Raw genomic sequence first — 20,877 nt, forward strand, 5'->3', positions numbered from 1 at the left:
GATCACGGCTTTCTTCCTGCCTGTTATTGCGAAATGGCCTACAGTGAAATACTGTATGCACATACAGCAAAACAAGGAACAGCCCGTGGCCAGCAACTCCGCAGCAACGCCAAGCAGTTATGAACAACTGGGTCAGCGCATCCAGAAGATCATCAACAGCCCAATCGCCCAGCGCAGCCGCGCCGCCTTGATCTTCCGCCTCGAACAGGAAACGCCCGAAGACTGGGACACCCTGCTCGCAGAAATCGCCGAGAACGACAACGTCACCCTCGCCCACCGCGATGACGGCGGCGTGCAGATCTTCTGGACCGTACCGCAGGAAGACTGACCGCCCATGAGAGTTCTGCTTTACACGGCCACCTGCCTGCTACTGACCACCCCGCTTGCCCACGCCGACGCCCCGCGCACCTTCCAGGAAGCCAAACAGGTCGCCTGGCGCCTGTATGCGCCGCAATCCACCGAGTTCTACTGCGGCTGCAAATACAACGGCAACAAGGTCGACCTGGCGTCCTGTGGCTACGCGCCGCGCAAGAACGCCCAACGCGCCGCGCGCATCGAATGGGAGCATATCGTTCCGGCCTGGCAGATCGGCCACCAGCGCCAGTGCTGGCAGAGCGGCGGGCGCAAGAACTGCGCGCGCAATGATGTGGCCTACCAGCGCGCCGAAGCCGACCTGCACAACCTGGTACCCAGCATTGGTGAAGTGAACGGCGACCGCAGCAACTACAGCTTCGGCTGGCTGCCAGTGCAGCATGGCCAGTACGGCAGCTGCCTGACCCAGGTCGACTTCAAGGCGAAAAAAGTCATGCCGCGCCCGTCGATCCGCGGGATGATCGCGCGCACTTACTTCTACATGAGCCAGCAGTACGACCTGCGCCTGTCGAAACAGGATCGCCAGCTGTTCGAGGCGTGGAACAAGACCTACCCGCCGCAGGCGTGGGAACAGCAGCGCAACCAGCGGGTTGCGTGCGTGATGGGCCATGGCAACGCATTCGTCGGGCCGGTCAACCTCAAGGCCTGTGGCTGACGGCGCTCAGCCCAGTGTTTGCAGGTAGGCGCTGGCCTGCTGGTAGCGGACCAGACGGGCGAGGTCCGCCGGGCCCGGGCAGGCGATGCGCGACAGGTCGCTGTTGTCGGCCAGGTCGGCCAGCTTCACTTCGCGGGCCAACGGGTCGACGCCCAGACGGATGACGAAGGCTTCGTAGCTTTCGCCTTCGCGCCGGCTCAGGGCCAGCAGCGCAGCGAGTATCTTCAGCGGGAAGCCTTCGCGGGCAAGGTCGGAGAGGGTGAACGGGGTGTCTTCCAGCACATCGTGCAGCACCGCGACGATCCGCTGCTCGGGCGTGGTCACCCGCGCCATCACCCGCAGCGGATGGAGGATATAGGCCGCCCCACCCTTGTCGTACTGCCCTTCATGGGCCTTTATGGCCAGCGCGATGGCACGTTCCAGCGTTGCCATGTGGCTCTCCTGCTCAGCGTTCGCCCCCTCAGCATAGCCGGTAAAAATGTCCTTCGACATCAAGGCCCTGCCAAGGGTAAGCCACTCGCAACATGACAGCTTCTTGACGCTCCTGTCAGCGCTCGACACCGTGCTGGATGACCACCGAGTCGGTCCCAAGCTTGGCCATTACCTCTGCCTTGCGCGCATCGGCCTCGGCCTTGCTCGGGTACGGCCCGATCAACACCACCGGCTTGCCCTCGCGGTATTCGACCCAGGACGGGATGCCCTTCTCGATCAGGCGCGCGGTCATGTCGGTCAGGGCGCCCATGTTCGGCCCTTGGATCACTTCCACATCCCAGCCTTCCGGCGCCGGCTGGTCAGCCAGGGCCTCGGCGCGGCGCTGCAGCTCGGCGCCACCGCAGACTTCGCGGATGCGCAGGTCGTTGCCGGTTTCATCGATGATGATCTGGTACTGGCCGTCGCGCTTGATCGCCACGTAGCTGCGATACGCCTCGTACTGCCCGGCATCGTCCTTGCCACGCACTTGGCCGCAGATGGAGCCCTGGGTGTCGAAGCGCACATTGGCGAACTTGGCCGTCTTGGGGTTTTTCAGGTGCTCAGCCACCTGGTTGTGTACCCCTTCGACCTCGTTGTTACAGCCCGCCAGGGCCAACACCGCCATTACCACAGCCAGTTTGCGCACGCGTGTACCTCCAGATTCGAAGGGGCGGATTCTAGCATGACCAATGCTTGAGTCCGGGGGTTATCCCGCCAGCGCCGGCTCATCGCCGGCTGACCATCGCGACAATGGTCGCCTGCAATTCCTGGCGGGCGGTCTCAGGCGCAAGCTCCCCGCAGGCGGCGGCCTGCGACAGTGCCTCGGCAGCCCCGACCAAGGCCCGCAAACCAGCGGTATCGATGTCGCCACTTGCGGCAAACGGCGCCAGCGCCTGCCGGCACTTGTCGAGAAACGGCCCCTCATAGACGCGTTTGAGGGCCTCCATTTCCGGTGAGCCCGCCAGCGCCGCGCTGACCCCGGGAATCTCCCGCCCCTGGCTCATCACGCAATTGACATAGGCGTCGGCGATCACCTGCGCCCGCCCTGCCAGGTCGGCCGGGCCGCCGGCCAGGGCGCTGTCGAGCATGGCGGTCTGGCGGGCGTCGTACTCCTGATACAAAGCCACCAGCAGCCCGGTGCGGGTCTCGAAGTGGTCATACACCACAGGCTTGGTGACCCCGGCCTGTTCGGCCAGCCGACCCAGACTCAAACCTTCGGTACCCTCTTCGCGCACCAGCTGCCAGGCCACATCGAGCAACTGACGGCGGCGCTGCTCACGTGAAAGGCGCTTGCGCGAGGGGGTCTTGTCATCGCTTGACATCGCTTACCTACCAAAAGTAACTTACCAAAAGTAACTTACCGCGAGTATATAGCGCTCACGGTTTTCCTGCACACCTTGATGGAGTCTTCGCCATGCATGCCCTGATCGTCATTGGTCACCACGACCCAGCATCCCTCACCCACACGCTCGCCGGGCAGATCGCTGCCGGTTTGCACGCCGTCGGCCATACCAGCGAGTTCGCCGACCTGGGGGCCGAGCAGTTCGATCCGCGCTTCGGCTTTGCCGACCACGCCGTGCACCGGCACCAGGCTGCGGCCCCGTCAGACGTGCTGGCCGAGCAGGCGCGCATCGCACGGGCCGACACCCTGGTGCTGGTCTACCCCATCTACTGGTGGTCGCTGCCAGCCTTGCTCAAGGGCTGGGTGGAGCGGGTGTTCAGCAATGGCTGGGCATTCGACTACCACGCCGACGGCAAGCTGATCAAAAAGCTCGATGGCCTGACCGTGCACCTGGTCGGCGTGGCCGGGGCCGACGCTGGCACCTTCGAGCGCCACGGCTACAACCAGGCCATGGCAACGCAGATCGAACACGGCATCTTCGACTACTGCGGCGCCGAGGTGCTCAGCACCACGCTGCTCACCGACAGCGAAAGCCAGGACAACTGCGCCAACCTCGAACGCGTACGGCAACTGGGCGAGCGGCTGTTCGAAGGCCATTTCGCCCTCGCCTGAGCCGCACTGCCTGGGGGCGGCAGCCCACCGCCCCATTGCAGCAACCCGAGCGACCCGGCTACTATTGAGAACGATTTTCACTAACACTCTGGAAACCGGTCGTTGGACAGCACTTCAACCCGCAAGCTGGGCTTCTTCTTCAGCGACCACCATCGCTGGCTGCTGCAACACATCAACAAGCGCCTGCGCAACCGTGCCGACGCCGAGGACACTGCCGCCGAAGCGTTCTGCCAGATGCTCGGCGCGCGGGTCGACCCAGACAGCATCCAGCAGCCCCGCGCCTACCTGTCGACCATCGCCCGCCGGCTGATCTTCGACCGTCACCGTCGCCGCCAACTCGAACAGGCCTACCTGGACCGCCTGGCCCTGTTGCCGGAGCCAGTGGCCCCTTCGGCCGAGGAACAACTGCTGCTGCTCGAGGCGCTGGTCACCATTGACCAGGTGCTCGATGGCCTGCCGGATATCGTCAAGGCGGCCTTCCTCTATAGCCAGCTCGATGGCCTGAGCTACGTCGACATTGCCGCCAAGCTGAACCTGTCCGAGCGCACCGTCAGCCGCTACATGAAGCAGGCGCTGCGCCAATGCTACCTGTGCGAGCTGCAGCCATGAGCCGCCAAGTGCTCGACAGCATCAGCGAACAAGCCATCGACTGGATGGTGGAACTCAACGCTGGCGGCCATGACGCCAGCCTGCCCGCGCGCCTGCAGCACTGGCTGGGCCAGGACCCTCGGCACCAACAAGCGTGGGACTTGCTGCAACAGCGCCTTGGCCGCCCCTGCGCGGTACTGCGCGGCCTCGATGCACGCGCCCCCGGCCAGATCGAAGCCACCCGCCGCCTGTTGCTGCAGCCCACCCGCAGCCGCCGCGACGTGCTGCGCACCATGGCCGGGCTCGGCCTGCTGGGCGGTGGGCTATGGGCCGGCTGGCGCAGTGACGCGGCCCTGGGCTGGCGGGCCGACCTGCATACCGTCAGTGGCCAGCGCCGCAGCTTCACCCTCGACGATGGCAGCCGCCTGAGCCTCAACAGCCACAGTGCGGTCGACGTGCTGTTCGATGCCGGCCAACGCTTAGTGGTATTACGCCGCGGCGAGCTATTGATCCAGGTCGCGGCCGACCCGCAACGCCCGCTGCGGGTACGCACCGCGCAAGGCCAGGTGCAGGCCCTGGGCACGCGCTTCCTGGTCAGCCAGGAGGCAAGCTCGACCCGTGTGGTGGTGCTGCAGCACAGCGTGCGCGCCAGCCTCGCCGACGGCCGCCAGCTCGACCTGCAGGAAGGCCAGGCCGCATTGCTGCGCAGCAGCGGTATCGAACTGCTCGCGCAGGAACAACGCCAGCGCGCAGCCTGGCTTGAAGGCCGCCTGGAGGTGCTCGACGAGCCGCTGCATCAGGTGATCGATGCCCTGCGCGACTACCAGCCCGGTTTCATCCGCCTGGCTCCCGAAGTGCGCAGCCTGCGCGTACAAGGCGTGTTCCCGCTGGATCAGCCCCGGGAGGCCCTGCAGGCCCTGGGCGAAACCCTGCCGATCCGCATCGAACACTACGGCCCGTGGCTGACCCTGATCAGGCCGGCGGCTGCGGGTTGAAAATATTTTTGAAAATCATTCGCAAAGGTGTCCGGTTTTCATTTCTCGTTGCACCTAACTCCTGACAGCCAACTTCAAATTCGGGAGAACACCGTGCACAACCTATGGCCCCGCGCCCTGCCCCTCGTCATCGCCCTGAGCAGCCTCAGCGGCTTTGCCCAGGCGCAGACTCAGTCGTTCAACCTGCCGGCGGCAGACCTGGCCACCACGCTCAACCGCATTGCCAGCCAGAGCGGGCACATCATCGCCCTGGAACCCGGCCTTGTGCGCGGCAAGCAGGCCCCGGCCGTGGTCGGTGAAATGAGTGCCGAACAAGCCATGCAGGCCGCCCTGGCCGGTAGCGGTCTGCAACTGCGGGTGACCGCCAGCGGCCACTTCAGCGTGGCGCCGGCCAGCCTGGAGGGCAATGCGCTGGAACTGGGCAGCACCAGCATCAGCGACAACTACCTGGACGCCACCAGTGAAGGCAGCGGCAGCTACGCAGCGCGCGCCGTCACCCTCGGCAAGGGCGTGCACACGCTCAAGGAGATCCCGCAGTCGGTCACCGTCATCACCCGCAAGCAGCTGGACGACCAGGGCATCACCGACCTGCAGGACGCCGTCAACCACACCACCGGCCTGGTCGGTGCCCAAGGTATCGGCCCGGGCGTGGTCATCACCTCGCGCGGCTTCCAGATCGACGACTGGCAGTACGACGGGGTGCCGATCCAGCGCAATAACTACTCGCTGGGCAACTGGGCAACCCAGGACCTGGTGTTCTTCGACCGCGTGGAAATCCTGCGGGGCGCCTCCGGCCTGCTGCAAGGTACCGGCAGCCCAGGTGGCGCGATCAACCTGGTGCGCAAGCGCGGCCAGGCCACCCCGACCGTCGCCCTGACCGGCAAGGCCGGCTCCTGGGATCACTACGGCCTGCAGCTGGACGCCGGCGGCCCGTTGACCAGTGATGGCCGGGTACGTGGGCGCGTGGTGCTGGACGAAGACCAGAGCGACAGTTACATCGATTACCAGTGGAGCAAGAACCACTCCCTGTACGGCGCCCTGGACATCGACCTGAACGACGCCACTACCGTGGGTGGCGGCATCAGCTACAGCCGCCAGCAGTCGCGCCCGATGCTGCGCGGCATCCCCCGCTATGCGACCGGCAAGGCGGTGGACCTGCCCCGCTCCACCTACACCGGTGCGCGCTGGAGCCGCGCCGAGACCGACGTCACCACCTACTACCTCGACCTCGAGCACCGTTTCAACGACGACTGGACGTTCAAGACCGCCGCCGTGCGCATGGACGAAACCAATACCTCGACCCACCAGCGCGTGCAGACCATCGACCAAGGCCTGGCCCCCGATGGCACGGGCGTCAGCTATGCCGACTGGATCACCGACTTCCACAACACCAAGCTCGGCCTGGACATGAATGTGGTCGGGCATTTCGATACCGGCTCCGTGGCCCACGAGGTGACCCTGGGTGGAAACTACGCCAAGCTGACGTCCGACGATGCCTATTGGCGCAACTTCGTCGATGATCCCGACGACAACATCTTCGCCATCGATCACAACCGCCCGGAACCTAGCCGCGACAGCCTGCTCGCCGGCGACATGGGCCGCGCCAACCGCGCCAGCTACGACATCCGCCAGAAAGGCCTGTATGGCGCCTGGCGCGTCAAGCCAGTGGAGGACCTGACCCTGGTGCTCGGCGCGCGGGTCAGCTGGTTCGACTATCGCTGGGATTCGACCGACTTCAACGGCCCGAACGAGCCCGGCAACCAACACCCGACCAGCCGCATGACCGAGACCGGGCAGGTCACGCCTTATGCCGGCTTCGTTTACGACCTGACCCGTGAATGGGCCTGGTACGCCAGCTACACCGATGTGTTCGTGCCGCAGACCGAGCGCGCCGTGGGTAACACGCCGCTCAAGCCGGTGGTGGGCAGCAACTACGAGACCGGCCTGAAAGGCGAACTGCTCGACGGCCGCGTCAATGCCTCGCTGGCCGTGTTCCGCTATGACCAGGAAAACCGCGCCGTCACCGACGTCGCCTCGGGTTTTGCCTGCGATGACTGGTACTGCTCGACCGCTGCAGGCAAGGTGCGCAGCCAGGGCGTCGAAGCCGAGGTCAGCGGCGAAGTGCTCAGCGGCCTGCAACTGTTCGCCGGCTATACCTACAACACCACCAAGTTCCTCGAAGACCCGGACAACAAGGGCCGTGTGTTCAGCCAGTGGACCCCCAAGCACATGCTGCGCGCCTGGGCCGACTACACCCTGCCGCTGGACGGCCAGCGCTGGAGCACCGGGCTGGGCTTCACCAGCCAGAGCCACACCCTGGGCTACGAGCGCAACTATGAAGTGGCAGGCTACACGGTCTGGAGCGCACGCCTGGCCTACCAGCTGACGCCCGAGGTGAACCTGGCGGTCAATGCCAACAACCTGTTCGACAAGAAATACTGGGTGGCCGGTTTCAACCAGCTCAATGGCAGCAACAACTACGGTGAGCCACGCAACTTCATGTTCACGGTCAAGTACACGCCGCAGTTCTGATCCGCCTCAATCCGCCAGGGGCCACTCGGCCAGCGGCCAGTACTGGCCCTTGCGCGACTCGTACAAGGTGAAGCTGCGCGCCGCCAGGAAGAACTCCGGCGCTTGCGCCGCCTCCGGCAGCGGCCCGCGAAAGTCCCGTGACAGCGTCAGGTGCGGCCGGTACTCGCGCACCTGCGCCTCGATACCCAGCGGCAGCACTGCCTGCTGCAGGGCATAGACCAACTGGCGCAGGGCCGCTGGCGCCTGCTCGGGCTCAAGCACCAGGGCGCTCGCCCGCGGCCACACCTGCAACCGGTCAAGCACCACCCGCAGCGGCGCATCCGGGCGCTGCAACGGCTCGACGGCGGCGCACACCGCCGGCACCAAGGCCGCATCCACATCCCCCAGGAACAACAAGGTCACATGGAAGTTGTCCGCCGGCACCGGCTTGCCGCTGCGCAGATTGAGGCCACGGCGCCACTGGGCGATGGCGCGGCGCTGTCCATCACTGACCGAAAGGGCGAAGAACAGGCGCTTGAAGGGTGCGCCGCTGGGGCGGGATTCCTGGACCATAGGGCGTTCCTTGTCAGAAGATTGGGGCAATCCAAAACACAAAGTGCATGGAAAAAACCAGTTGAATCGTTTGCGCAAGCTGTAGGCCATTACACCTAAGTCGCCCGGAATTTACGTAACAATAAGTACAATCCCTGACGATGTTTGTTTATGCTGGCGGGCTTATGCCATGGCGCATGGCCATTTTTTAGACAAGTAACCGTCCATGAAAATTGCACTCGTACTGATCTTCGTCCTCTCGATCGCCTATGTTCACCTGCGCGGTCGGGTTCGTCACAAGCTGACCCGCCAGTTGGGCGACCACTCCAGTTTCCTCGCCCCGGTCAACAGTTTCCTTTACCTGTTCTCCAGGCTCCCGGCCAAGCCCTACCTGCCGGTCGAGGCGTTCCCCGAACTGCAACCGCTCAAGGACCACTGGCAGGAGATCCGTGCCGAGGCCCAGCAACTGCTGCATGCCGGCGAGATCAAGAAGTCCGACAATTACGACGACGTCGGTTTCAACTCATTCTTCAAGACCGGCTGGAAGCGCTTTTACCTTAAGTGGTACGGCGAGAGCCACCCCTCGGCGATGAGCCTGTGCCCGCGCACCACCGAGCTGCTGCAGGGTATCGGCACGGTCAAGGCGGCGATGTTCGCCACCCTGCCACCGGGCGCCAAACTGGTACGCCACCGCGACCCGTACGCCGGGTCTTACCGCTACCACCTGGGCCTGGACACCCCTAACGACGACGGCTGCTACATCGATGTCGACGGCGAGAAGTATTCGTGGCGCGACGGCGAAGCGGTGATGTTCGACGAGACCTACATCCACTACGCCGCCAACACCACCGAGCACAACCGCATCATCCTGTTCTGCGACGTCGAACGCCCGCTCAAGTACCGCTGGGCGAGCGCCTTCAACCGCTGGTTCAGCCGCAACGTCATGGCCGCCGCCGCCGCGCCCAACGATGCCAATGACAAGACTGGCGGCATCAACCGCCTGTTCACCCGCATCTACAAGATCCGTGAACGCGGCAAGGCGCTGAAGAAACGCAACCGCATGCGCTACTACCTGGAAAAGTGGGTCGTGGTCGCAGCACTGGTGCTGGTGTTCATCTACATCTGACCGGGCAGCGCCGTACGTACACCATCGCGGGGCAAGTCGCATCGGCGCACCGCCGCTCCCACGCCAGACCTCATTGCATGGGGCACGTGGGAGCGGGCTTGCCCCGCGATGTTTTCACCAGATGAAAACACTCTCCCCATCATCGACTAGCCTGAAAGCTCCCCCGACCAACCTGACAAGGTGAAGACGATGAGCATGATGGACTGGGACGCCTACCGTAAGCAGTTGATGGCCGGCATCGGCGATCTCAAGCAACTGTCTCCCGACACCGTGGCCGGCTACATGACCGCCAGTGGTGCCGGGGCCAAGACCAATCACCTGGACGCCAAGACCCGCGAGCTGATCTCCCTGGCCGTGGCGGTGACCACCCGCTGCGACGGCTGCATCGCCGTGCATTCGCAGCAGGCGGTCAAGCACGGCGCCACCCGCGAAGAAATCGCCGAGGCCCTCGGCGTGGCGGTGGCGATGAATGCCGGCGCCGCCCTGGTGTACTCGGCCCGGGCCCTGGATGCGGTCGGCAAAGCCAGCAACTAGCCCCTTCACGGCGCCAGCGCCCTTGCGCGCCGGCGCCGCGACACCCAGACTTGGCGGCCCAGCCCGCGCAGGAACCGCCATGATCCACATCCGCCCCATGACCCCGGAAGACTTCCCGCGCTTCTGGCCGACCTTCCAGGCCATCGTCCAGGCCCGCCAGACCTACGCCTTCGACCCCGCCCTGAGTTACGAGCAAGCCCTGGCGCTGTGGCTTGAAGCACCGCTGCGCACCCTGGTGGCCGAAGAAGACGGCGAGCTGCTCGGCTCCTACTACCTCAAGGCCAATGCCGCCGGCCCCGGCGCTCATGTTGGCAACTGCGGCTACATGGTCTGCGAGAACGCCCGGGGCCGCGGCGTGGCGCGGCTGATGTGCGAACACTCGCAGAAGCTGGCACGCCAGGAAGGCTTGCTCGCCCTGCAGTTCAATTCGGTGGTGGCGACCAACGAGGTGGCCGTGGCGCTGTGGCACAAGCTTGGCTTCGAGACGGTCGGGCGCCTGCCCCGGGCCTTCCGCCACGCCCAGCTGGGGCTGGTGGACTGCCTGGTGATGTACAAGTGGCTGGCCGATGAACCGGTCGTGGAAAAGCCACCCCTGCTGATCGGCCGCAAGAACATCGAAGCACGGGTGTCACGCCGGCGCGGTCGCTGAAAGCATGGATTAGCTGCGACACCTGTCAGGCCTTATCGCCGGCAAGCCGGCTCCCACAGGGTAATGCCGGACTACTGTGGGAGCCGGCTTGCCGGCGATGAGGCCCGCACGCCAAGCACACAACCCCTTGACCCACATGATCTTTCCCTTCGCTCCAACGCTTGACTGACTCTCCGCGCGATGGTCAGATGCGCGCCAGTTTCAGGTGCCCTACGCCGCCGTGCGCAGGGTGAAACGGGAAGCCGGTGCGTCGCTCCATGCGACAAGTCCGGCGCTGCCCCCGCAACGGTAAGCGAGCGAACCCTTCGACACACCACTGTGCGCCAGCATGGGAAGGTGAAGGCTTCACGACCCTCGCAAGCCCGGAGACCGGCCTGAGGCTTCACTTGGCAACCCGCGGTGGGCGGGCGCAGGCCGGTATCCGTGCGCGTGCCTGCGTGCGCGGTTCGCCTTTTGCGTGTTTTCCACCGGGATCCATTCATTCCTGCAGCAGTGGAACGACATGTCCCGTATCAGCAAGCGTTACTCCCTGGCGGCCTGCCTGGCCGTCGCCCTGCCGGCCCAGGCCGAACAGCAGACCACCCTCACCCTGCCCTCCACGGCCATCACCGACAGCCGCGATGCGCAAACCGTCGACCTGGCCACCCCGACCCAGGCCGGTTCACGCCTGAACCTCAGCGCCCTGGACACCCCCGCCAGCACCAGCAGCCTCGGCGAGACGCAGATCCAGCAGCGCAACAACCTCACCGTGCAGGATGCGGTAACCCGCTCGCCGGGCATCACCTTCATCGGCACCCCCGGCGATGGCGGCACCGGCCTGTCGGCGCGTGGCTTCAGCGGGCAGAACTCGGTGATGACCCTGTTCGACGGCGCGCGCCTGTACACCGGTGCCGGCACCCAGACCTTCCCGGTCGACCCGTGGATGGTCGAGCGCATTGATGTAATCCGCGGCCCGGCCTCGGTGCTGTACGGTGAAGGCGCCACCGGCGCGGTGGTCAACGTGATCCCGAAAAAGCCCTTCGCCGGCGAGATCAGCAACCACCTGCGCCTGGGCTATGGCTCCTGGGACCGTCAGCAACTGGGCCTGGACAGCGGCGGCAGCCTGAGCGAGCGCCTGAGCTACCGCGTCACCCTCAACCAGCAGGCCGGCAACGGCTACATCGACCGCACCGACTCGCGCAGCCTGGCCCTGAGTGCCGCGCTGCGCTTCGATGCCAGCGACGACCTCAGCTTCACCCTCGCCCACGAGCGTGGCGATGCACAGCCGGCCAACTACTACGGCACGCCGCTGATCGACGGCCATCTGCGCAGCAGCCTGGCCAAGAAGAACTACAACGTCAGCAACGACGTGCAGCGCTACCATGATGAGTGGACACGCTTCACCACCGACTGGGCCATCAACGACAGCGTCTCGGCCAGCAACCAGCTCTACTACATCAAGAGCCGCCGCCACTGGCGCAACGCCGAGCAGTACGCCTGGGACGCCGACAACGGGGTGGTGCAGCGCGGCAGCTTCCTCGAGATCAAGCACAACCAGGAGCAGATCGGCGACCGCCAGACGTTCACCTTCGATCACACACTGTTCGGCCTGGCCAGCAAGACCGTGGTCGGTGCCGAGTACAACCGCATCCGCTTCAACATCGACAGCAACTGGCCCTACGACGACGGCAGCACAGACCCGCTCGATCCTTGGCAGCCCACGCCCGGTGCCTTCCATAGCGCCAGCCTGACCCAGCCGCAGTCGCTGTCGAAAACCAGCACCTTCGCCCTGTTCGCCGAAAACCGCACCCAGCTCACCGAGCGCCTGTCCCTGGTCACCGGCATTCGCCGCGACCAGAACCACATCGACCGCAGCAACTTGCTCGACGACACCCGCGGCGACCGCAGCCTGCAGGGCGGCAACTGGCGCGCCGGGTTGGTGTTCGCCGTCACCGACGACCTGTCGTTGTACGGCCAGTACTCCACCAGCGAAGACGGCGTCGGCGACCTGATCACCCTGCGCCCCGAGCAGCGCCTGGACCTGACCGAAGCCAAGCAGACCGAGTTGGGCCTCAAGCAGCGCTTCTGGGAAGGCCGTGGCGAATGGACCCTGGCGGCCTATCACATCGTCAAGGACAAGCTGCTGGTCAGTGACCCGCTCACCCACACCAAGCAGCAGGCCGGCCAGCAGACCTCCGATGGCCTGGAGGCAAGCCTGGAACTGGCGCTGGGCAATCAGTGGCAGCTGTCGGCCAATGCGGCGCTGGTGCGGGCGAAGTACGACGAGTTCGACGAAGTGAGCGGCGGCATCGCCTACGACCGCTCGGGCAACCGCCCCACCGATGTGCCACGGCGAACCGCCAACCTGTGGCTGAGCAAGGGTTTCGGCCAGGCTGTCGATGCCGGCATCGGCCTGCGCTATGTCGACCAGCGCTACGCCACCACCGCCAACGACCAGCACGTGCCGGGCTACACCGTGATCGATGGCAACATCGGCTGGCAGGTGCTGCCGGACGTGCGCCTGGGGCTGCAGGTGAACAACCTGTTCGACCGTGAATACGCGATGTCGGCCTACAGCGGCGAGCAGTGGCTGCTGGGCGCACCGCGTTCGTACTTCGCCACGGTCGATTACCGCTTCTGAGCCAAAGGCCCCTTCGCGGGTACTGTGCAATCCTGGGGGAATGCACGGCCCCTGTGGGAGCGGGTTTACCCGCGAAGATGACACCTCGCTGCCTGGCACGGGCTATGCCCGTGTTCGCGGGTAAACCCGCTCCCACAGAGCGGTGGTGCGCCGATGCGACTTGCCCCGCGATGAGGCCGCCGGTGCTTGTACATCACCGCGCAAGCTGATCGACTAGGGCAAGCCCCCGCCCAAAGCAGCATGCCATGACCGATATCCCGCAAATCCCCGACCCGCCCGTGCATTCGCTCGACCAGCCGCATACCGTGCTGTTCCTTGCCTATCCGCAAATGGGCCTGCTCGACCTGACGGGCGCCCAGACGGTGTTCTGGGCCGCAACCAAAGCCCGCGCCGAACGCGGCTTGCCCGGCTACCGGGTGGTCACCGCCAGCCTAACCGGTGGTCTGGTGCCCACCGCAGAAGGGTTGGCGGTCGGTACCGAACCTTTGCCGCCCTGGTTGCACGAACCGCTGCACACACTGGTGGTGCCGGGCGCCCCGGAGATCGTCCGCACCCTCCCCGAACACGGCGAACTGGTCGACTGGCTGCGCCTGGTCGCCGCCCGCGCCCGGCGCACCGCCTCGGTGTGCAGCGGCACCTTCCTGCTGGCCGCCGCCGGCCTGCTCGACGGCCGCCGGGCGGCCACCCACTGGGCCATGTGCGACGCCCTGCACCAGCGCTTCCCGGCCATCGAGGTGGATGCCGAATCGATCTTCGTGCAGCAGGACCAGGTGTGGACCTCGGCCGGGGTAAGCGCCGGCATCGACCTGGCCCTGGCCCTGGTCGAGGCCGATTGCGGCCGCGAGGTGGCCATGCAGGTGGCGCGCGAGCTGGTGGTGTTCCTCAAGCGCCCCGGCGGGCAGGCGCAATTCAGCGAGTTGCTCAAGGCCCAGGGTGAGGACAGCGCCGTCTTCGACGCCCTGCACCTGTGGCTCAACGACCACCTGGGCGACCCCCGCCTGAGTGTCGAACGCCTGGCCGAGCAGGCGCGCATGAGCCTGCGCAACTTCACCCGGGTGTACAAACAGAAGACTGGCCGCACCCCGGCCAAGGCCATCGAACTGTTCCGCCTGGAAGCCGCCCGCCGCCTGCTGGAGAACTCCACCCAGCACATCGAGCAGATTGCCCGCCACTGCGGCTTTGCCAGCGAGGAACGCATGCGCCAGGCGTTCCAGCGCCACCTGGCAGTCACCCCGCGCGACTACCGCGCGCGCTTCGCCCGCAGCGTGCCGCTGGCCGAAATCCAGGGTTCTTTGGCCTAGGGCGCAACGCCGGCCACGCTTAGCATCCTTGCTGCGTCAACCATCCTCATCGCGGGGCAAGCCCGCTCCCACAGTGCCGTGGGAGCGGGCTTGCCCCGCGATGGGCCACAGGTCGGACCAGGCCCCACCCAGCAGCACCAGGCGTACCCTTTTCCCACTGCCGTGCCCGAACCGACAATTCCAACTATCCGCGGTATTCGGAACCTCCAGGAGCACCCTCATGAAACAGATCCTGATCATTGGCGCAGGCTTCGCCGGGCTGTGGAGCGCCCTGGGCGCCGCGCGCCAGCTTGACCTGCACGGGCGCGACGACGTCGCCATCACCGTGCTCGCCCCCCAGGCCGAGCTGCATGTGCGCCCGCGCTTCTACGAACCCGAAGTGCACACCATGGCCGCGCCGCTGCAGGCGCTGTTCGATGCGGTCAATGTGCGCTTCGTCAAAGGCAGCGCCAGCCACATCGACGAAAAAAACCGTCAAGTGACCTACCGCGCGCCCGGCGGCATCGAGTCGAAACTGAGCTACGACCGCCTGATCATGGCGTGCGGCAGCCTGCTGAACCGCCCCGACATGGCCGGTATCGAGCATGCCTTCGATGTCGACAAGATCGACTCGGCGTCGCGCCTTGAACAACACCTGAAATCCCTCGCCGGCCGGCCAGACAGCCCGGCACGCAATACCGTGGTGGTGGCCGGCGGCGGCTTCACCGGTATCGAGACCGCCACCGAACTGCCGTCGCGCCTGCACAAGATCCTGGGTGATCGCGTGAAACCACGGGTGATCGTGGTCGACCGCGGCCGGACAATCGGCGCCGCACTGGGTGACGGCATCCGCCCGGCCATCGAGCAGGCCAGCGCGCACCTGGGCATCGAATGGATCTGCGGTGCCACGGTGGCCTCGGTGGATGCCAATGGCGTGGTGCTCGACAACGGCCAGCGCATCCAAGCCAGCACGGTGATCTGGACCGTCGGTTTCAAGGCCAACCCGCTCACCGAGCAGATCAGCGGTGAACGCGACCGCCAGGGCCGCCTGCACGTCGACGGCAACCTCAAGGTCATCGGCAATGACGCGGTGTACGCCGCGGGCGACGTGGCCTACGCAGCGTGCGACGAGGTCGGCAACCATGCGGTGATGTCCTGCCAGCACGCCATCCCGCTGGGCCGCTACGCCGGCAACAACGCCGCCGCGGAACTGATCGGCGTGGCACCGATGACCTACAGCCAACCCAAGTACGTCACCTGCCTGGACCTCGGCGCCTGGGGCGCGGTGTACACCGAAGGCTGGGAGCGCACGGTGTCGCCGCCGACCGACAAGGCCGAGGCCAAGGTGCTCAAGCACCAGATCAACTCGATCTGGATCTACCCACCGGCCGCCGATGATCGTGCGGCGGCGCTGGCGGCGGCTGATCCGTTGATTCCGGTGGCCTAGCCAAAGCCAGCGCGGTCGCTGTAGGAGCGGCCTTGTGCCGCTCCTACAAAAGGGCAGCGTCAATCACTGGTCATTGATATCAGCTATGCATCCAATGCATTTGCCCCTCGCGCCGAACCCATGGCATAGATGCTCGATCACGCCTTCCAGGAGTTTCCGCGCATGAGCAAGCACCCCTACGTCCCGCCTCAGGTCTGGACCCACGAGGCACCGTCCGGCGGCCAGTTCGCCAGCATCAACCGCCCGATCGCCGGCCCGACGCATGAAAAACAGCTGCCGCAGGGCTTGCACCCGCTGCAGCTCTATTCCCTGGCCACCCCCAATGGCGTCAAGGTGACCATCCTGCTCGAAGAATTGCTGGCCCTGGGGCATACCGGCGCCGAATACGACGCCTGGCTGATCCGCATCGGCGAAGGCGACCAGTTCGGCAGCGGCTTCGTCGGGGTCAACCCGAACTCGAAGATCCCCGCCCTGCTCGACCGCAGCGTCGAACCGCCGGTACGGGTGTTCGAGTCTGGCTCGATCCTGCTGTACCTGGCCGAAAAATTCGGCGCCCTGCTGCCCAAGGATCCGGCCAGTCGCACCGAAAGCCTGAACTGGCTGTTCTGGCAGATGGGCTCGGCGCCCTACCTGGGCGGTGGTTTCGGCCACTTCTATGTGTACGCGCCCGAGAAGTTCGAGTACGCCATCAACCGCTTCACCATGGAAGCCAAGCGCCAACTCGATGTGCTCGACCGCCGCCTGGCCGAAAGCAGCTACCTGGGTGGCGACCAGTACAGCATCGCCGACATCGCCGTATGGCCGTGGTATGGCCAGCTGGTACGCGGCAACCTGTACGGCGCCGCAGAGTTTCTTGCGGTAGACCAATACCCCAACGTGCAACGCTGGGCCGAAACCATCGCGCAACGCCCGGCAGTACAGCGTGGCACCCGGGTGAACCGGACCTGGGGCGATGAGGCGAGCCAGGTTCCCGAGCGCCATTCGGCAGCCGACCTGGGCTGATCACAAAGGGCCGCTCAGCCACGCTGGGCGGCCTGGATACAATGGTGGCACTTTGCCCTAAAGTTCCTCGCCTTGCAGCCGTAATCCTTGTTCAGCCTTTCTCTCGCGCAAGGATTTACCGGCTTGAAGCAATTCCTTAAATGCACCGTCCTCGCGGCCATGCTGTCGATGGGCGGCTGCGTGTCCTTCCAGGTCACTGGCCCCATCAACGCCCCTGTCCACCCCGTCGCCGTCACCAGCCCGCGCACCGCACAGGTCGCCGATGTCACGGTGTCCGCCCCCGGCCTCGACCAGGCTACCCGCGAGGCCATCAGCCGCTCGCTGACCAAAGACCTGGACCGCTACGTGGACAAGGCCGGCTATTTCAAGTCAGTCAGCGAGTACCCCACCCGCCTGGGCGAACAGGACGTGGTGCTGAAGTTCGACTTGACCTCGCTCAAGGGCCGTCGCGCGCCGCACCCTGGCTATTTCCCCGGTGCGCTGCTGACCCTGACCCTGTGGATCTGGGTCAACGGCCCGATCTACGTGGACAGTTTCGACCTGGCCGGCGACCTGGTGATCGTCGACCGCGACGGCGTCGAGCTGGCCCGTAGCAAGGACCAGATCACCTTCAAGCACAACGTCGGCCTGTACGGCGGCGACTACTGGGCACCGACCATCATGGGCGGCAAACAGCTGTCGCTGCTGGTCGGCGAGTTGCTGGACAGCGCCACCGTGCAATTGGCAAAACGTTAAATCAGGAATCGATACATGAACGTGCTTAAACAAGGATTGCTGCTCGGCGCATTGCTGCTCGGCGGCTGCGTCTCCTACTCCACCGGCGACCTGGCCCCGGTCGGCACCTGGCCGCCTGCGGCCAGCAGCGAAGCGGCCAAGCCCAGCGCCTACCTGCGCACCACCGCGCTGTACCAGGTCAACGACAATCCGGCCACTGCCGCCGCCGGCGCCCACGCGCAGATGTGGGAGAAGGCCATCAGCGAGACCTACCAGGAATCCGGCCGTTTCACCCAGGTCAGCACGCGCAAGGTCGAATCGGACCTGTACGCCGAATCGACCCTGACCAACCATGAGCAGTTCGTCATGGCCTCGGCGTTCATCACTGGCTTCACCTTCTTCATCATTCCGTCCACGGCGAAGAACACCTTCACCCTGCAGACCGTGTTCAAGGACAAGGAAGGCAAGGAAGTCGGGCGTATCAGCAAGAGCGAGTCGGTACGCACCTGGATGCAACTGGTGCTGATCGTCGGCCTGCCGTTCCAGGCCGACACCCGCGACGTGGTCCGTGAGCTGGCGCGCAGCACCCTGGACGAAGCGGTGCAGCGCAAGCTGCTGTAAGCGACCGGGCAACTTAAGTGAGCCATTCGCCGGCCTTGCCGGCGAATGGCACCCGTGCAATACCCACGCCCAGCACAATGCTGTGACGCAACGAAGCATTTCCCCACTGCATGCCTGCTCCGGCAAAGCCTTCTTGCTACACTCGCCGCCATGATTTTTCCACCTGCACAACTGTGGTGACAGCATGATCGAGGTAACCGAGGTTTCCATTGCCGAGCTGCGCGACGCGCTCGAGTCTGGCCGCACGACAGCGGTCGAGCTGGTCAAGGCCTACCTGGCGCGCATCGACGCCTATGACGGCAAGGACACCGCCACCGCACTCAACGCCGTGGTGGTGCGCAACCCTGAAGCGCTGAAAGAGGCCGAAGCCTCCGATGCCCGCCGGGCCCGTGGCGAAGTCCTCGGCCCGCTGGACGGCATCCCCTACACCGCCAAGGACAGCTACCTGGTCAAAGGCCTGACCGCCGCCTCTGGCAGCCCTGCCTTCAAGGACCTGGTCGCCCAGCGCGATGCCTTCACCGTCGAGCGCCTGCGCGCCGGCGGCGCCATCTGCCTGGGCAAGACCAACATGCCACCGATGGCCAACGGCGGCATGCAGCGCGGTGTGTATGGCCGCGCCGAAAGCCCGTACAACGCCGCCTACCTGACCGCGCCGTTCGCCTCCGGCTCGTCCAACGGTGCCGGTACCGCCACCGCCGCCAGCTACAGCGCCTTCGGCCTGGCCGAAGAGACCTGGTCCAGCGGCCGTGGCCCTGCCTCGAACAATGGCCTGTGCGCCTACACCCCGTCGCGCGGGGTGATCTCGGTGCGCGGCAACTGGCCGCTGACCCCGACCATGGACGTGGTCGTGCCTTATGCCCGCACCATGGCCGACCTGCTGGAAATCCTCGACGTGGTGGTGGCCGACGACGCCGACAAGCGCGGCGACCTGTGGCGCCTGCAGCCATGGGTGCCGATCCCCGCCGCCTCCAGCGTGCGCCCGGCCTCGTACCTGGCGCTGGCGGCCGATGCAGCCTCGCTCAAGGGCAAGCGCTTCGCCGTGCCGCGCATGTACATCAACGCCGACGCCGAGGCCGGCACGTCCGAGAAACCGGGCATCGGTGGCCCCACCGGCCAGCGCATCAACACCCGTGCCAGCGTGATCGAGCTGTGGAAGCAGGCGCGCCAGGCCCTGGAAGCGGCCGGTGCCGAAGTGGTCGAAACCGACTTCCCACTGGTGTCCAACTGCGAGGGCGATCGCCCCGGCGCACCCACCGTGTACAACCGCGGCATCGTCAGCAAGGAATTCCTCCATGACGAGCTGTGGGAACTGTCCGGCTGGGCCTTCGACGACTTCCTGCGGGCAAACAACGATCCCAAGCTCAACCGCTTGGCCGACGTCGACGGCCCGCAGATCTTCCCCCACGACCCAGGCACCCTGCCCAACCGTGAGGATGACCTGGCCGCCGGCATGGACGAGTACGTCAACATGGCCAAGCGCGGCCTGAAGACCTGGGACCAGATCGCCACTGTGCCGGATGGCCTGCGCGGCCTGGAGCAGACCCGCAAGCAGGACCTGGAAGACTGGATGGACGCCCAGGGCCTGGACGCGGTGCTGTTCCCCACCGTGGCCGATGTCGGCCCGGCCGATGCCGATGTAAACCCTGCCTCGGCGGATATCGCCTGGAGCAACGGTATCTGGGTGGCCAACGGCAACCTGGCGATCCGTCACCTGGGCGTGCCAACCGTGACCGTGCCCATGGGCGTGATGGCCGATATCGGCATGCCGGTAGGCCTGACCTTCGCCGGCAAGGCCTACAGCGACAACAATCTGTTGAAATTCGCCGCTGCCTTCGAGGCGACCGGCTCGCGCCGCATGATCCCGCCGCGTACGCCCAAGCTGTCCTGACCGACTGACATCGCGGGGCAAGCCCGCTCCCACGAGATTACCTTCGTGGGAGCGGGCTTGCCCCGCGATGCTTTCTACCCCGCTGGAATAATTCAACAAGGCATGCAAAAATCAACTAACTGTTGATAATGCGATGCCACCATGACGCCTTCCCAAGAGCGCCAGCTCACCCTCACCGTACTCAAGGCCACCCTTCAGGCCTTGGGCAGTGTTGTCCCGCGCAACGTCGAAATCCTCCTGCATGACCTCGACCACCCCGAACACTCGGTGGTGGCCATCGTCAACGGCCAACTCTCCGGGCGCCAGGTCGGCAGCCCGATCCTCGCTGCCCCCGAACAGGACCAAGGCTTCAAGGCCTTGATGCAGGCTGCCAATGGCCAGCCAGGCTGCACGCCTGTGGTACTGCCCGACTACCCCACCACACTCAAAGGCCGCAACCTGCGCAGCGCCACGGCGATCTTTCGCGACAGCGGCGGGCACCCGTTTGCCAGCCTGTGCGTGAACACCGATGTCACCGGCCTCGATGCCGCCATGGCCTTCCTGCAGCACTTCCAGCCACTGGGCGCCACGCCCGCCCCGGCCATGAGCAGCGAGCCCGCCGACATGGCCGTGCTGATGGCCGAGATCATTCACGACTCGCTGCAGCGCAGCGGCCAGGGCCGGATGAACAAGCAGGCCAAGGTCGAGGCGGTGCGGGTGATGCAGGAACGCGGGCTGTTCATCGTCAAGGGCGGTGTGGAGAAGGCCGCCGAGGCCCTCGGCGTGACCCGCTACACCATCTACAACTACCTGGAGCAGCTGCGCGGCGAGCACGCGCCGGCTGCCCGCGACTAACAAT

21 protein-coding genes and 1 riboswitch are annotated in these 20,877 nt (G+C 65.7%); of the genes, 17 read left to right on the plus strand and 4 right to left on the minus strand.

Translation table 11 applies throughout. From position 1 onward, the window contains the following. Positions 1-55 precede the first annotated feature (55 nt). Both LOY51_RS17410 and LOY51_RS17415 read left to right on the plus strand, forming a co-directional pair. Positions 56-328 carry a DUF1654 domain-containing protein gene (locus LOY51_RS17410; protein WP_374046857.1) on the plus strand — a complete coding sequence of 91 codons (273 nt, stop codon included), beginning with the start codon at positions 56-58 and terminating at the stop codon, positions 326-328. A 6-nt stretch (positions 329-334) separates the two neighbouring features. Then, complete coding sequence (locus tag LOY51_RS17415) at positions 335-1,027, plus strand: endonuclease (RefSeq protein WP_125859282.1); 693 nt, start codon at positions 335-337, stop codon at positions 1,025-1,027. 6 nt (positions 1,028-1,033) lie between these two features. Here LOY51_RS17415 and LOY51_RS17420 read toward each other — a convergent pair whose 3' ends face one another. The 3 genes from LOY51_RS17420 to LOY51_RS17430 form a co-directional block, all read right to left on the minus strand. Then, complete coding sequence (locus LOY51_RS17420) at positions 1,034-1,459, minus strand: GTP pyrophosphokinase (RefSeq protein ID WP_125464668.1); 426 nt, start codon at positions 1,457-1,459, stop codon at positions 1,034-1,036. A 115-nt stretch (positions 1,460-1,574) separates the two neighbouring features. Continuing rightward, positions 1,575-2,144, minus strand: coding sequence for an SPOR domain-containing protein (locus LOY51_RS17425; protein WP_125464669.1), 570 nt, complete (start codon positions 2,142-2,144; stop codon positions 1,575-1,577). 79 nt (positions 2,145-2,223) lie between these two features. After that, positions 2,224-2,820: a TetR/AcrR family transcriptional regulator gene (locus LOY51_RS17430; protein WP_258642316.1), complete on the minus strand. Its 597-nt coding sequence runs from the start codon at positions 2,818-2,820 to the stop codon at positions 2,224-2,226. A 92-nt stretch (positions 2,821-2,912) separates the two neighbouring features. Between LOY51_RS17430 and LOY51_RS17435 the strand changes: the two genes are divergently transcribed. The 4 genes from LOY51_RS17435 to LOY51_RS17450 all read left to right on the plus strand — a co-directional run bounded on the left by LOY51_RS17435 (position 2,913) and on the right by LOY51_RS17450 (position 7,627). After that, positions 2,913-3,512, plus strand: coding sequence for an NAD(P)H-dependent oxidoreductase (locus LOY51_RS17435; protein ID WP_258642318.1), 600 nt, complete (start codon positions 2,913-2,915; stop codon positions 3,510-3,512). Between the two features lie 102 nt (positions 3,513-3,614). After that, the gene (locus tag LOY51_RS17440) at positions 3,615-4,121 is read left to right on the plus strand and encodes a sigma-70 family RNA polymerase sigma factor (protein ID WP_110993183.1); all 507 of its coding nucleotides are present in this window, start codon (positions 3,615-3,617) and stop codon (positions 4,119-4,121) included. Then, positions 4,118-5,095, plus strand: coding sequence for a FecR family protein (locus LOY51_RS17445; RefSeq protein ID WP_125859286.1), 978 nt, complete (start codon positions 4,118-4,120; stop codon positions 5,093-5,095). Before LOY51_RS17440 ends, LOY51_RS17445 begins: the two co-directional genes overlap by 4 nt. 93 nt (positions 5,096-5,188) lie before the next feature. Continuing rightward, a complete protein-coding gene (locus tag LOY51_RS17450) occupies positions 5,189-7,627 on the plus strand; it encodes a TonB-dependent siderophore receptor (protein WP_258642322.1) in 2,439 nt (812 codons plus the stop codon). Positions 7,628-7,633: 6 nt separating this feature from the next. Here the strand turns inward: LOY51_RS17450 and thpR are convergent, their stop codons facing one another. After that, positions 7,634-8,179, minus strand: coding sequence for an RNA 2',3'-cyclic phosphodiesterase (thpR, locus tag LOY51_RS17455; protein ID WP_125464674.1), 546 nt, complete (start codon positions 8,177-8,179; stop codon positions 7,634-7,636). A 205-nt stretch (positions 8,180-8,384) separates the two neighbouring features. Between thpR and lpxO the strand changes: the two genes are divergently transcribed. The 11 genes from lpxO (at position 8,385) to LOY51_RS17510 (ending at position 20,873) form a co-directional block, all read left to right on the plus strand. Next, positions 8,385-9,284 carry a lipid A hydroxylase LpxO gene (gene lpxO, locus LOY51_RS17460; protein ID WP_125859289.1) on the plus strand — a complete coding sequence of 300 codons (900 nt, stop codon included), beginning with the start codon at positions 8,385-8,387 and terminating at the stop codon, positions 9,282-9,284. Between the two features lie 189 nt (positions 9,285-9,473). Next, the gene (locus tag LOY51_RS17465) at positions 9,474-9,818 is read left to right on the plus strand and encodes a carboxymuconolactone decarboxylase family protein (protein ID WP_125859290.1); all 345 of its coding nucleotides are present in this window, start codon (positions 9,474-9,476) and stop codon (positions 9,816-9,818) included. Between the two features lie 79 nt (positions 9,819-9,897). Next, positions 9,898-10,467 (plus strand): GNAT family N-acetyltransferase, encoded by a 570-nt coding sequence (locus LOY51_RS17470; protein ID WP_125464676.1) that lies wholly within the window; start codon positions 9,898-9,900, stop codon positions 10,465-10,467. A gap of 186 nt (positions 10,468-10,653) precedes the next feature. Then, positions 10,654-10,859, plus strand: a riboswitch (cobalamin riboswitch). A gap of 110 nt (positions 10,860-10,969) precedes the next feature. Continuing rightward, the gene (locus LOY51_RS17475) at positions 10,970-13,087 is read left to right on the plus strand and encodes a TonB-dependent receptor (RefSeq protein WP_258642324.1); all 2,118 of its coding nucleotides are present in this window, start codon (positions 10,970-10,972) and stop codon (positions 13,085-13,087) included. 245 nt (positions 13,088-13,332) lie between these two features. Continuing rightward, positions 13,333-14,388, plus strand: a complete 1,056-nt coding sequence (locus LOY51_RS17480; protein WP_258642326.1) for a GlxA family transcriptional regulator — start codon at positions 13,333-13,335, stop codon at positions 14,386-14,388. Positions 14,389-14,608: 220 nt separating this feature from the next. Next, positions 14,609-15,814, plus strand: coding sequence for an NAD(P)/FAD-dependent oxidoreductase (locus LOY51_RS17485; protein ID WP_258642328.1), 1,206 nt, complete (start codon positions 14,609-14,611; stop codon positions 15,812-15,814). A gap of 162 nt (positions 15,815-15,976) precedes the next feature. Next, the gene (gene yghU, locus LOY51_RS17490) at positions 15,977-16,816 is read left to right on the plus strand and encodes a glutathione-dependent disulfide-bond oxidoreductase (RefSeq protein WP_258642329.1); all 840 of its coding nucleotides are present in this window, start codon (positions 15,977-15,979) and stop codon (positions 16,814-16,816) included. A 159-nt stretch (positions 16,817-16,975) separates the two neighbouring features. Further along, the gene (locus LOY51_RS17495; protein ID WP_125861355.1) at positions 16,976-17,551 is read left to right on the plus strand and encodes a hypothetical protein; all 576 of its coding nucleotides are present in this window, start codon (positions 16,976-16,978) and stop codon (positions 17,549-17,551) included. 15 nt (positions 17,552-17,566) lie between these two features. Continuing rightward, entirely contained in the window at positions 17,567-18,151 is a 585-nt protein-coding gene (locus tag LOY51_RS17500) for a hypothetical protein (RefSeq protein WP_125464682.1), read from the plus strand. A 184-nt stretch (positions 18,152-18,335) separates the two neighbouring features. After that, complete coding sequence (locus tag LOY51_RS17505; protein ID WP_125464683.1) at positions 18,336-20,039, plus strand: amidase; 1,704 nt, start codon at positions 18,336-18,338, stop codon at positions 20,037-20,039. A 141-nt stretch (positions 20,040-20,180) separates the two neighbouring features. After that, complete coding sequence (locus tag LOY51_RS17510) at positions 20,181-20,873, plus strand: helix-turn-helix transcriptional regulator (protein WP_125859296.1); 693 nt, start codon at positions 20,181-20,183, stop codon at positions 20,871-20,873. Positions 20,874-20,877 lie beyond the last annotated feature (4 nt).

Origin of the sequence: Pseudomonas sichuanensis, from assembly GCF_024749065.1 — a bacterium.
Taxonomy (GTDB): Bacteria; Pseudomonadota; Gammaproteobacteria; order Pseudomonadales; family Pseudomonadaceae; genus Aquipseudomonas; species Aquipseudomonas sichuanensis.